Source organism: Sporosarcina sp. P18a, from assembly GCF_002743135.1.
Classification (GTDB): domain Bacteria; phylum Bacillota; class Bacilli; order Bacillales_A; family Planococcaceae; genus Sporosarcina.
Window position 1 is genome coordinate 397,692 of the sequence record NZ_PDYQ01000001.1, and the last position, 12,714, is coordinate 410,405.

Here is a 12,714-nt window from a genome sequence, read left to right on the forward strand (position 1 = left end):
TCGCAGTGGCTTTCTTTTCACATGATGAATATAGCAAGGCATGGTGTTATGCGTTGAGCTATGCAATTCGTGGACTAACACGACAAGCTGTATTTAGAATCCGTGCTGTTCCTAAATGGGATAATTTATATTGATGATTCAAGACATAGAAAATGGATTGATAGGGTTGCCTACACAGCATATAGTACGACAAGGCGGTATAAGTATTCATAACATCGGTATGCATGTTAAACTCAATTACGGTGAGAATACGAAGCCCCAGTAAATTCTGCTTTAACATTGGGATGACTGTAACGATTTGTCTCGGTAATTCAACGAAATGAATTTCATTCGTCAGGAAAAGAACTGATTTTCTGGGCTGTATTCGCATATAACTAATGGAAAAGAGGGGAAGGGATTCAATGCAAGAAATGATAGCGAAATGTAGAGTGGAAGTTAAAGGTATTTATAATAAATTTGATGCGAGTCATGATCTTGATCATATTGATCGTGTAATGAAAAATGCAGAGAAAATTTTAGCGACAGAACCCAGTGCTGATGAACTAGTCGTCCGTTTAGCAGTTCTATTGCATGATGTAGAAGATGCAAAATATGAAGAGATGCATGAAGTCACTACGATAGAGTTGCTTGAAAAAATAGGTGCGTCACCACAGATTGCAGACAATGTGATGTCCGCGATTGAAAGTGTTTCATTCAGTGGTGGCAATGCAAAAGATATTACATCAATTGAAGGCGCAATTGTCAGAGATGCTGACCGTTTGGATGCCATAGGCGCGGTCGGCATTGCGCGGGCATTTGCATTTGGCGGGGCACGCGGCAGGAAACTGTACGATCAACAAGAAGAAGCTCGAATGGATATGTCTGAGTCAGAATACCGTATAAAGGAAACGGCTACCGTTACACATTTTCACGAGAAGTTATTATTACTTAGCGAATTGATGGTCACAAAGGAAGGTACGCGTTTGGCAAAAGAACGACATGAATTCATGGTAAGTTTTTTACAGCAACTACGGAAAGAAATCGATTGAAAAATAGATTGCTAATTCTGAACTCGATAGGATAGAATGAGGTAACTAATAATAATCTATCCAATAGAGAAAAAGGTGACGTCTTGGACAGAAATAATCGATTATTCATCATTACACTCGTTGTCATCGCCTTGTTTACATTAGGTGGATTCGCAGTACAAAAAGGATTCATCACATTTTAATACTGAAACGAATATTCAGAGCTCATCGGTCATAATGGATCGGGAGCTTTTTTGTTTGGATTGGACGAATTGTTTTACATTTTCACTCATAAGACCCCCTCAGCCAGTTACTTTACGTTTGGGATTAAGTATTTTTACACGTTCAAGTGCGTGAGTAAACAAAAAATGGGTATAAATTGGTTCGAGTGCTGCATAGAAATGATAATACTGTAAAAGGGAGAGTGTGCTATATGTTTAAAGAACAGGAAACACGAATGATTACTGTATTTGGTGAAGGGGCAGTGAAAGTCTCGCCTAGTACGGTTCATGTTGTATTATCTGTAGTATCAAGAGGAACGGAACTAGGAGAAATCCAGCAAGAAAACGCTAGACGGATGAATCAAGTAATCCAGTCGTTGCAAAAAGCGGGAGTTGCAGAAGCGTCCATTCAAACGACTGATTTTCAAATTCGTCCAGTCTATGAATACGTGAATGGAGAACAACGTTTTCAAGGGTATGAAGTGATTAATTCTATCCGCATTACAAGTGACGAACTTTCAAGAATAGGAGAATTCGTCGATCTTGCGGTCAAAAATGGTGTGAATCAAATTGGTTCGATCGATTTCACGATGCCGAATTCAGATGAACACTATCAGCGAGCGTTGGTACTAGCCTTGCAAGATGCAGACACAAAAATGATTACGATTGGGACCTCCTTGAAACTACAGAATCGACCCATTCCATTGAAGATTGAGGAGCAACATACGTCTCAACCAGTGGCATTCCGCGCAATGGCTATGGCAGATACCGGCAAAACACCCATCGAGTCCGGGACGATGACAATCAGCGCAAGCTTGCTAGTAAAGTATCAAATAGTCTGACAAGTAGTCTAGTAAGTTAATTGGCAGTCTGCTACTATGATGAAAAAGGCTTTCGAAAGAGGCGGTCCATATGGATGTACATTTCATCATCAATGAACAAGCTGGCGATGGTAAAGGAGCCAAGTTGTGGGCAAGCTTGCGAAAGAATAGTAGTTTTCCATTTCATCTGACCGAGCGACGAAATCATGCGAAAGAACTTTCGCAACAACTTGCTGAACAAACCGACGTGTCGTTATTGCTCGTCATAATAGGTGGGGATGGGACAATCCATGAAGTGCTAAATGGCGTTGCAGGTTATCCTCATGTAACAGTCGGGATTATGAAAGCGGGCTCCGGCAATGATTTTGCAAGGACGTTTCCAGCATTTAATAGTTTGCAGGATGTGGAATCTTATATCACAATGGAACCGGCTAATAGAAAAACTGTGGACTTTGGCGCTGTTCAATTGAGCGACTCAGATCAACGTTATTTTGCAAGTAATTGTGGTTTTGGATTAGATGCGGATATTTCATTGGCAGTCAGTCAATCTACTATTAAAAAGACGCTAAATAAATGGAAGCTTGGCAGCATAGTGTATGCCCTGAACGTAGCGCGCAGTTTATTAGCCTTCAAACCATTCAACGCGACCATTCAAATGGACTCGGATACACGGATATTTGAGGATGTCTGGATGATCACTGTCAGCAATCAAAAATACTACGGTGGCGGTATGAAAATTTCTCCTCATTCTATTTATGATGATGGAGAGTTTGAGCTGACAATCATCCACTCTATTTCTGTGCTCAAATTTCTTGCAGTATTTTTAACGGTATTCAATGGAAGTCATACGAAGTTAAAGGGAGTTTCGACGTATAAGAATAACAAATTCATCATGAAGACAGATCGGGTAGTAGGTTGTCATACCGATGGGGAGTATATTGGGACAACTACAGATCAGTCTGTCATTTGCGAAGTCGATCAGCGTAAGTGGTTTGTAGCGGATAAATCGATAGTGTAATCGCGTCATGGTGTCAAGGTGGAATCGGTTTAGAAGGCTGTGCTATAGTGAAAGTAACAAAGCGGGCAGGTGATTACGGTGCAAAAAAAGCACAGAAAAGTCATTAGAAAAGGGAATGTGGTCGTCTTTCCTGGAACACTCGAACGTCTTCATCGTGAAGGTAGACAGGCATTGGAACGTGACCTTCATGAAGAAGCGGCACGAAATTTCGAATCTGTATTAGAAATTGATCCAGAAGATTACACAGTTTTTGATGGTTTGGCTATTTCTTTATATGAAATGAAAGAATATGAACGAGCAAAAGAATTCGCACTTCTTGCTATGCAAAACCAAGCTGGCGATTACATAGAATTACTTGAGCTTTATCTTTCGATTTCAATCCAATTACAGCATTACGATGAGGTAGAGCTGACGATACAAGGTCTGTTGGAGAAAGAAATCATTCCAGATTATAGCTTGCAGAAGTTTCAATACTTGCGAGAATTGAATAGTCGATTATCTGATCGTTATGAAGAACCTTCTATTGAGGAGCCTTCTATTACAAGCGAGCAATTTCACCAAATGGGACCGATGGAGCAACAAGAATTCTTACTTTCATTGCAACATCAGAAATTACAACCGTATATTCCAGTGTTAGTAGATGTAATTGAAACAGAGGAAGCGTTACCTGTTGTGAAGACCTATGCGTTGATGTTATTGCAACAAATAGGCTATCAAGAGTCACTAGCTGTTCGAAAATACCACTTTGAAACAAAAGCTAATCCATCGAGACTAGTTTCACCCGAAGAAGATCAATTTGTTCAGGAAGTGCAGTTTCTCGCAAAAGCGCAATTTGAGAAAGATCCCACAGCTAGTGAACTGGTTGTCAATCTGATCCTTAAGTATAGTGTCTTACTGTTTCCATTCCACTGGGGGCCTTACACAGCGGAAGAGGTAGCGGGCGCGTATGTTGCATATACAAAGCAGTTATTATACGGTAAGCAGACGGAGGATTCTTCATTGCTATCGTTCATACGTTCGGTGGATGAAGAAATGGAGCGTTGACAGTGATTAATTCTTGAAAGATGAATAGACTATGTTATACTAAAATGGTTGTCAACTGCTTACCTGTCCTCAGCAGTGTTGTCGCTTCTTACAGGCGGAACAAATTGAGCCGATTCAGGTAAAGCCTTCAAAGAGTGTCGAAGATTTTTTAGGATGTACAGAAAAAATTCAGATACAATCATGCGAAGGTATAATTGATTAAAATAAAAATAAAAGTATTGCAAATGATTTGGAGGTCATACATATGACAGTTAAATGGGAAAAATTAGAAGGTAGTGAAGGGAAACTTACATTTGAAGTTTCCGTTGATCGTTTCAACGAAGCATTAGATGAAGCGTTCAAAAAAGTAGTAAAGAAAGTACAGGCACCTGGTTTCCGTAAAGGGAAAATGCCACGCAAAATGTTCAATAAAATGTACGGTGAAGAATCACTTTACAACGATGCTATCGATATCGTACTACCTGGAGCATATTCTGCTGCAGTAGACGAAGCAGACGTAGATCCAATCGCAGCTCCTGAAATCGACATCGAAAAGCTAGAAAAAGGCGAGCCTGTTGTTTTCACTGCAATTGTAGCGCTTAAGCCAGAAGTAAAGCTTGGAGAATATAAAGGTCTTGAAGTAACTCGTCAAGCAGTTGAAGTAACAGACGAGGAGGTAGACGCACAGCTTCAACAACGTACTGAAGCACTAGCAGAAATGGTAGTCAAAGAAGATGGCGTTGTGGAAGACGGCGATACAGCTACAATCGATTTCGAAGGATTCGCTGATGGTGAAGCTTTTGAAGGTGGACAGTCAGAAAACTACGAACTTGTAGTAGGTTCTGGTTCATTTATTCCAGGATTTGAAGAGCAAGTAGTAGGCATGAAAACAGGAGAAGAAAAAGAAATTGAAATCACTTTCCCTGAAGAATACCATGCTGCTGAATTAGCTGGAAAGCCTGCTACATTCAAAGTGAAAGTGAACGAAATCAAGTCTAAAGAAGTTCCTGAACTTGATGATGAGTTGGCAAAAGAAATCGACGAGAGTGTATCTTCTGTTGAAGAGTTACGCACGAAGTTGAAAGAAGAAGCTGAAGAACTGAAAAAGAATGATTCTGAAACAGCTCTTCGTGACGATTTAGTAGAACAAGCTGCAAGCAACGCTGAAATGGACATTCCACAAGCGATGATCGATTCAGAAACGGATCGTATGATGCAGGACTTCGAACAACGTCTACAAATGCAAGGCATGAACTTGGATCTTTACTTCCAGTTCTCTGGTCAAGACGAGCAAACACTTCGTGATCAGATGAAAGACGACGCACTAAGCCGCGTACGCGTTTCATTGACACTTGAAGCAATCGGTGCTGCTGAAGAAGTAGAAGTGCCAGAAGAAGAAGTACTAGCTGAGCTTGAAAAAATGTCTGAGCAATTCGGTATGGACGTTGAGCAAATCAAGACTACTCTTGGTGGCACATCTGTACTGGAGAACGACCTTCGTTTCAATAAAACAGTACAACTACTTGTTGACAACGCAAAAATCATCGACTAATCTTTCTATATGAATGCAACAAGGTACGGGTTGTCCGTACCTTGTTTTTCTTAAATAAAAGAACTTCATGTATAGTCTTCCGGAAACTCCACAAGCTAGAACACAAATAACCATACATATCTGGCTGGTTGTAATCGGTCATTAAGTTCTAAATAGTTGATTAAGTCATGGTAATCTTGTAGTATATTGACTTGAATAGGGGTGAGCATAATGTTCAAATTTAATGATGAAAACGATAACCTTAGCTGTTCTTTTTGTGGGAAATCTCAAGAGCAAGTCCGCAAATTGGTAGCAGGTCAAGGTGTTTATATTTGTGATGAATGCGTTGAACTTTGTGCGGAAATCGTAGAAGAGGAAGTAGGTCTTGAAGAAGGCTTCGAGCTAAAAGATGTTCCGAAACCAAGAGAAATCCAAGGTATCCTCGATGACTATATCATCGGGCAAGATCGCGCAAAGAAATCACTCGCTGTAGCAGTGTACAATCATTACAAACGGGTAAATTCAAGCAGTAAAATTGATGATGTCGAGCTAGCTAAATCCAACATAGTCTTAATCGGCCCAACTGGTAGCGGTAAAACATTACTGGCACAAACATTGGCTCGTATTTTGGATGTGCCATTTGCGATTGCAGATGCGACTTCATTAACTGAAGCAGGCTACGTTGGGGAAGACGTAGAGAATATTCTCTTGAAATTAATTCAAGCAGCAGACTTCGATATCGATAAAGCTGAAAAAGGTATTATCTACATTGATGAAATCGACAAGGTAGCTCGTAAATCTGAGAACGCGTCGATTACTCGTGACGTATCGGGTGAAGGTGTGCAACAAGCCTTGCTGAAGATTCTTGAAGGAACGGTTGCGAGCGTTCCACCACAAGGCGGCCGTAAGCATCCTCATCAAGAGTTCTTGCAAATCGACACAACGAATATCTTATTCGTTGTAGGTGGAGCATTTGATGGAATTGAAGATATCGTTAAACGTCGTATCGGACGTAAAGTCATCGGCTTTGGTTCTGAATCCAAGCAAGAAATCAATGAAGAAGATAGCCTGTTGGCAAAATTGATTCCTGAGGATCTACAATCATATGGTTTGATTCCAGAATTTATTGGTCGTTTGCCGGTAATCGCAACGCTCGATACATTAGATGCAGATACATTGTATCAAATTCTAACAGAGCCCAAAAATGCGATCGTCAAACAATACCAGAAGATGGTCGAACTGGATGATGTAGATCTTCAATTTGAAGATGATGCATTGATCGAAATCGCAAAAGAAGCGATTGCTCGTAAAACGGGTGCACGTGGACTTCGCTCCATTATTGAAAATATCATGTTGGATGTAATGTACGATCTACCTTCACTTGAAGAAGTGAAGAAATGTATCATTACGAAGGACTCTGTTCTTGGTAAGTCTACTCCGATCTTGCACCGAGAAGATGGATCTGTATACGAATCAGATAACGAAAAAAATACCGCATAACGCCGAAAAGGCAAAAGGCCGGCTCCACCGATGCGTATCTTATACGTTCGGCAGTCGGCTTTTTCTTACATAGGATTTTATTTACGCATTACACATACATATACATAACTTATTTGGAGGTGGCTATTCATGCCGACGATTCAAAAACAGAACATCCCATTATTGCCACTTCGCGGAGTGATTGTTTATCCGACGATGCTATTACATATTGATGTTGGCCGTGAACGCTCGGTTTTCGCTATTGAACATTCATTAGCAGGTGATAGTCAAATTTTCCTTGCAACTCAGAAAGATTTGGGCTTGGAAAACCCTGAAATAGATGATTTATATGAAATAGGTACACTGGCGACTATCAAATCAATGACTCAATTACCAAATGGTACGTATCGTGTATTAATCGAAGGCATACATAGAGCAGCGTGGAGCAGTTACCAAGAAGCTGACCTGTATCCAGTTGTCAATGTCACATGTTATAAAGAAAGCGAAGAAAAAGACGCGGAAGCAGAAGCGCTAATGCGTTCACTTGTTGCACAGTTCAAACGATATGCGAAGAACAGCAAAAGAATTTCCGACGAAACACTGGAGACGGTTGAAAGCATTCAAGAACCTGGTAGGTTAGCAGATATGATCGCATCCAACTTGCCGTTAAAATTAACAGCAAAACAAGAAGTGCTTGAAATACTGGACGTGCCTGAACGTTTGGAATGGCTAATCAGTCGAATGTATAATGAACAGGAAATCATGGAACTTGAACAAAAAATTAATGAACGTGTGAAAGATGCAATGGAACGCACGCAAAAAGAGTTTTATTTACGCGAACAATTAAAGGCGATTCAAACAGAGCTAGGCGATAAAGATGGTAAAGGTCTTGAAGTGTCCGAACTAAAAAAGAAAATTGAAGAAGCGAATATGCCGCAATCTGTTAGAGAGACAGCAGAGCGTGAGTTGGAACGTTATGAAAAGATTCCTTCCGTTTCAGCTGAAAGTGGCATTATTCGTAATTATATTGAGTGGCTCATTATGCTGCCATGGACTCATGCGACAGAAGATCAATTGGATTTGTCTCGGTCAGAAGAAATTTTGAATCGTGATCATGAAGGGTTGGAAAACGTTAAAGAGCGAATTCTAGAGTATCTCGCAGTGCGTCAGATGACAAATTCTCTGCGTGGTCCGATTCTCTGCTTAGATGGTCCACCAGGAGTGGGTAAAACTTCATTGGCCCGTTCTATTGCAGAGTCACTAGGACGTGAATTTGTCCGCCTATCTTTAGGCGGTGTCCGTGATGAATCTGAAATCCGTGGTCATCGTCGAACGTACGTAGGCGCGATGCCTGGGCGTATTATCCAAAGTATGAAAAAGGCCGGCACTGTCAACCCAGTCTTCTTACTCGATGAAATCGATAAAATGTCTAATGATTTCCGAGGAGATCCATCGTCTGCTATGCTGGAAGTACTGGATCCTGAACAAAACAGTACTTTTAGTGATCATTATATAGAAGAGCCGTATGACCTTTCGAGTGTTTTATTCATTGCGACTTCAAATGATCTGGGGGCTATTCCCGGTCCATTGCGTGACCGTATGGAAATCATTTCGATTCCCGGTTATACAGAACAGGAAAAACAATCGATTGCGATCAATCATTTGATTCCGAAACAGATGAAAGAACACGGCCTCAAGAAGTCACAACTTCGTTTCCAGGAAGAAGCAGTTCTCGAAGTCGTACGTTACTATACACGTGAAGCTGGTGTCCGTTCACTTGAGCGAGAAATTGCCAGCATTTGTCGTAAAGCCGCGCGTCAAATTCTAGCAGGTGATAAAAAAAGTCTAACAGTGAGTCCGAAATCTTTAGAAGCCTTACTTGGCAAAAAGCGTTTCCGTTTTGGACAGGCAGAAACAGTCAATCAAGTAGGTATGGCAACTGGGCTAGCCTATACATCTGTGGGTGGAGATACATTGCAAATTGAAGTTTCATTATCACCAGGCAAAGGTAAGTTACTACTGACAGGGAAACTTGGGGATGTTATGAAGGAATCCGCACAAACCGCTTTGTCCTATGTGCGTTCCAAAGCCATGACATTTCAAATAGATCCTGATTTCCATGAAAAATGGGATATTCATATTCACGTTCCTGAAGGCGCCACGCCAAAAGATGGCCCTTCCGCGGGTATAACGATCGTAACGGCACTAGTATCCGCATTGACGGAACGCCCGATTCGCCGTGAAGTCGGTATGACAGGGGAAGTGACACTGCGTGGACGTGTATTACCAATTGGTGGACTAAAACAAAAAACGCTGAGTGCGCATCGTGCAGGATTGCGAACAATTATCATCCCGTCAGATAATGAACGTGATCTAGATGATATTCCAGATAGTGTAAGAAAAGAATTAACATTTAAACTCGTGTCGGATGCTCATGAAGTACTCGATATCGCTTTGGAGGAAAAGAAATGAAAGTCCATAACGTAGAAATGATTATGAGTGCGGTTCGTCCTGAACAATATCCAACAGAAGGTTATCCTGAATTTGCGTTGGCCGGCCGCTCGAATGTAGGGAAATCTTCCTTTATTAATAAAATGATTGGGCGCAAAAGTTTGGCGCGTACATCTTCAAAGCCAGGAAAGACTCAAACGCTCAATTTCTATAAAATTGAGGAAAAATTATTTTTTGTTGACGTACCGGGGTACGGTTACGCCAAAGTGTCGAAAACTGAAAAAGAAAAATGGGGCGGTATGATCGAACAGTACATTACATCACGAGAAGAATTGCGTGCGGTAGTGCAGATTGTTGATTTACGTCACCCACCGACAAAAGATGACTGCATGATGCATGATTTCCTTTCTCATTACAATATTCCGACGATTGTCATAGCGACAAAAGCAGATAAAATACCTAAAGGTAAATGGGAGAAGCATAAGAAAATCGTTCGTACAACATTTAACATGGAGATACACGAGCCGCTCATCCTGTTTTCCTCTGAAAAGGGTATTGGGATGGATGAAGCATGGCATGAAATTGAAAGTCGCATGTAAGTAACGATCTAATTTTATCGAATTGTTACATTATGGCTTCAAACGATGTTCACAATTTGCATTCCGACTAAAGCGCTATGTATGTTATAATGAGTATAAGAAAATGATTCTGAAAGGTGTGAGCACCTAATGTATACAGTCGTTGTCGGTGTTAATCACCGAACCGCCCCTGTCGAAATTAGAGAGAAGCTATCATTCGTCGAGGCTGATTTGCCACAAGCGATGCAAACATTGCAACAGCAAAAGAGCATCTTGGAAAATATCATTATTTCTACTTGTAACCGCACAGAAATCTATGCGGTGGTGGATCAGATTCATACAGGACGATATTATATAAAAAGATTCTTAGCTGATTGGTTTTCTATTCCCATGGAGGACTTTTCGAGTCACTTGATCATTCATGAAGAAGATGGTGCAGTGGAACATTTATTACGTGTAACTGCAGGCATTGATTCCATGGTACTTGGTGAAACGCAAATTTTAGGACAAGTTCGTAGTAGCTTTTTTGCTGCGCAAAATATTGGTACAACTGGTACGGTATTCAACGAATTGTTTAAGCAAGCGATTACGACAGCAAAGAGAGCACATACCGATACAGCAATTGGTGAAAATGCTGTGTCAGTTTCCTATGCAGCAGTAGAACTTGGAAGAAAGATTTTCGGTTCGCTGAAGGATAAGCATATTGCGATTCTTGGTGCAGGTACGATGGGTGAATTAGCAGTTAAGAACTTGCAAGGAAGCGGTGTTGGGAAGATTACTGTAATCAACCGAACATTCTCCAAGGCAGAAATTCTAGCGGCGAAATTTAATGGTGAAGCGAAATCTATGCAAGAGTTGCAGTGCTTATTACTTGAAGCAGATGTTTTAATCAGCTCTACTGGTGCTACTGAATATGTCATTGATTATGAATTGATGGATTTTGTAGAGAAACTACGTAAAGGCAAGCCGTTATTTATGGTGGATATCGCTGTGCCACGTGATCTTGATCCGAAAATCGGTGAACTAAGCAATGTATTCTTGTATGATATCGATGATCTACAAGGCATTGTCGAAGCAAATTTGGCTGAACGTAAGCGTGCAGCTGAAGAGATCGGTCTGATGATTGAACAGGAAGTAGTTGCCTTTAAGGATTGGTTAACAACGCTTGGTGTCGTGCCAATGATTTCTGCATTACGCAAGAAAGCAAGTCGTATTCAGAGCGAAACGATGCAGAGTATCGAAAATAAAATGCCCGATTTAACCGAACGTGAAAAGAAAGTGCTGAACAAGCATACAAAATCCATTATTAATCAATTGTTAAAAGAACCTATTTTACAGGCTAAAGAATTATCTACTGATAAAAAAGCAGCAGAGAAACTCGCTCTTTTCGAACAAATCTTTGGAATTTCTGAAGATGTCGTAACAGAAAAGGAACAGCTGGCATTACAAGCAAAAGAACGTCTTCAAAAGCGCGCTGATCAAAAATCAGATGGTGTGGATGTGACGAACTTACATTATCAACACTAATCCCAGGTGGTTCTGTATCTGTCTTTCACAAGAATGATACAGGCCCACTTTTTTATTGCAGTTAAATAGGCAATACATGCATAAATATTCGGCAAACTAGTAGAAAGATGCTTATTATGGATGCAATTATTTGCAGTAACACCCTCTCATTTGAGACAATATAGACGAACACTCCTTACTAGCAAAAGAGAGGTTTTCGCTTGAAAGGCAGAGAATAGCATATGGTTGATTTAACCGTCGCAAGACTTCAGGAAGTCATGATTGTTCTTTATGCCCTCGGTCTTGTTTTTTACTTAATTGATTACTTGAAGAAGTCAAAAGTTGTTCATCGTACTGCTTTTTGGCTTATCGTTACCGTTTGGATTACACAAACCGCGATTTTATCTCTTTATATAATTCAGATGAAGCGCTTTCCAGTATTATCGCTAGTTGAAGGAATTTATTTTTATGTATGGTTACTGGTTACATTATCTATTGTGTTCCAGTTGATTTATAAAGTGAACTTCATGGTGTTTTTCACAAATATCATTGGATTTGTATTTTTAATGATTCATGTCTTTTCCAATTTGAAATACACAGCATCCACTGTTGGTGATTCGCTTATTTCGGAAGTACTGTTTGTTCATATTACGTCAGCAATCCTCTCGTATGCAGTGTTCGCGTTAGCATTTGTTTTTGCGGTATTGTATTTGATTGTATATAACGTACTAAAAAGTAAAAAGTTTGGAAAACGCTTTTCCAGTCTACCGAATTTGCATCAGACGATGATGGGAATGAAAATGTCGATCTATACTGGCATCCCGATTTTATTCGTCAGTTTATTATTCGGTGTTCAATGGGCGTATGTAGCACTTGAGAATTGGTCTCTATTTGATGTGAAAATAATGGGATCCTTTGCAGTATTACTCATCTATTCTTCGGTTATTTATTTCAACTATAAGGGTAAGCTTCAATCAGTGGAGTTTGCTTGGATGACAATATTTGCATTTCTTTTAACGGTTGTGAATTTCTTTTTGGGCAGCACGCTGTCACAATTTCATTTATGGATATAAGAAAGG

General features: G+C 40.3%; 10 protein-coding genes. All 10 read left to right on the top strand.

The window, feature by feature from the left end; genetic code table 11:
* Window positions 1–401: 401 nt before the first annotated feature.
* The 10 genes from CSV75_RS02010 (at window position 402) to ccsA (ending at window position 12,708) form a co-directional block, all read left to right on the top strand.
* On the top strand, window positions 402–1,028 hold the full coding sequence (locus CSV75_RS02010) for an HD domain-containing protein (RefSeq protein WP_099674533.1): 627 nt from the start codon (window positions 402–404) through the stop codon (window positions 1,026–1,028).
* 412 nt (window positions 1,029–1,440) lie between these two features.
* Window positions 1,441–2,070 carry an SIMPL domain-containing protein gene (locus tag CSV75_RS02015; protein WP_099674534.1) on the top strand — a complete coding sequence of 210 codons (630 nt, stop codon included), beginning with the start codon at window positions 1,441–1,443 and terminating at the stop codon, window positions 2,068–2,070.
* A gap of 70 nt (window positions 2,071–2,140) precedes the next feature.
* Window positions 2,141–3,067, top strand: coding sequence for a diacylglycerol/lipid kinase family protein (locus tag CSV75_RS02020; protein ID WP_099674535.1), 927 nt, complete (start codon window positions 2,141–2,143; stop codon window positions 3,065–3,067).
* A gap of 78 nt (window positions 3,068–3,145) precedes the next feature.
* On the top strand, window positions 3,146–4,111 hold the full coding sequence (locus tag CSV75_RS02025; RefSeq protein WP_099674536.1) for a tetratricopeptide repeat protein: 966 nt from the start codon (window positions 3,146–3,148) through the stop codon (window positions 4,109–4,111).
* 244 nt (window positions 4,112–4,355) lie between these two features.
* Window positions 4,356–5,642: a trigger factor gene (gene tig / locus CSV75_RS02030; RefSeq protein ID WP_099674537.1), complete on the top strand. Its 1,287-nt coding sequence runs from the start codon at window positions 4,356–4,358 to the stop codon at window positions 5,640–5,642.
* 210 nt (window positions 5,643–5,852) lie between these two features.
* A complete protein-coding gene (gene clpX / locus CSV75_RS02035; protein WP_099629780.1) occupies window positions 5,853–7,121 on the top strand; it encodes an ATP-dependent protease ATP-binding subunit ClpX in 1,269 nt (422 codons plus the stop codon).
* A 129-nt stretch (window positions 7,122–7,250) separates the two neighbouring features.
* Window positions 7,251–9,572 (top strand): endopeptidase La, encoded by a 2,322-nt coding sequence (gene lon / locus CSV75_RS02040; RefSeq protein WP_099674538.1) that lies wholly within the window; start codon window positions 7,251–7,253, stop codon window positions 9,570–9,572.
* Window positions 9,569–10,150: a ribosome biogenesis GTP-binding protein YihA/YsxC gene (gene yihA / locus CSV75_RS02045; RefSeq protein ID WP_099629782.1), complete on the top strand. Its 582-nt coding sequence runs from the start codon at window positions 9,569–9,571 to the stop codon at window positions 10,148–10,150. Before lon ends, yihA begins: the two co-directional genes overlap by 4 nt.
* Before the next feature lie 129 nt (window positions 10,151–10,279).
* On the top strand, window positions 10,280–11,656 hold the full coding sequence (hemA, locus tag CSV75_RS02050) for a glutamyl-tRNA reductase (protein WP_099674539.1): 1,377 nt from the start codon (window positions 10,280–10,282) through the stop codon (window positions 11,654–11,656).
* A 221-nt stretch (window positions 11,657–11,877) separates the two neighbouring features.
* Complete coding sequence (gene ccsA, locus CSV75_RS02055; RefSeq protein ID WP_099674540.1) at window positions 11,878–12,708, top strand: cytochrome c biogenesis protein CcsA; 831 nt, start codon at window positions 11,878–11,880, stop codon at window positions 12,706–12,708.
* Window positions 12,709–12,714 lie beyond the last annotated feature (6 nt).

Bases quoted from the DNA above. Each gene is read 5' to 3' on its own strand.
- CSV75_RS02010 (WP_099674533.1), top strand. From the start codon at position 402: ATGCAAGAAATGATAGCGAAATGTAGAGTGGAAGTTAAAGGTATTTAT.
- CSV75_RS02015 (WP_099674534.1), top strand. From the start codon at position 1,441: ATGTTTAAAGAACAGGAAACACGAATGATTACTGTATTTGGTGAAGGG.
- CSV75_RS02020 (WP_099674535.1), top strand. From the start codon at position 2,141: ATGGATGTACATTTCATCATCAATGAACAAGCTGGCGATGGTAAAGGA.
- tig (WP_099674537.1), top strand. From the start codon at position 4,356: ATGACAGTTAAATGGGAAAAATTAGAAGGTAGTGAAGGGAAACTTACA.
- clpX (WP_099629780.1), top strand. From the start codon at position 5,853: ATGTTCAAATTTAATGATGAAAACGATAACCTTAGCTGTTCTTTTTGT.
- lon (WP_099674538.1), top strand. From the start codon at position 7,251: ATGCCGACGATTCAAAAACAGAACATCCCATTATTGCCACTTCGCGGA.
- yihA (WP_099629782.1), top strand. From the start codon at position 9,569: ATGAAAGTCCATAACGTAGAAATGATTATGAGTGCGGTTCGTCCTGAA.
- hemA (WP_099674539.1), top strand. From the start codon at position 10,280: ATGTATACAGTCGTTGTCGGTGTTAATCACCGAACCGCCCCTGTCGAA.
- ccsA (WP_099674540.1), top strand. From the start codon at position 11,878: ATGGTTGATTTAACCGTCGCAAGACTTCAGGAAGTCATGATTGTTCTT.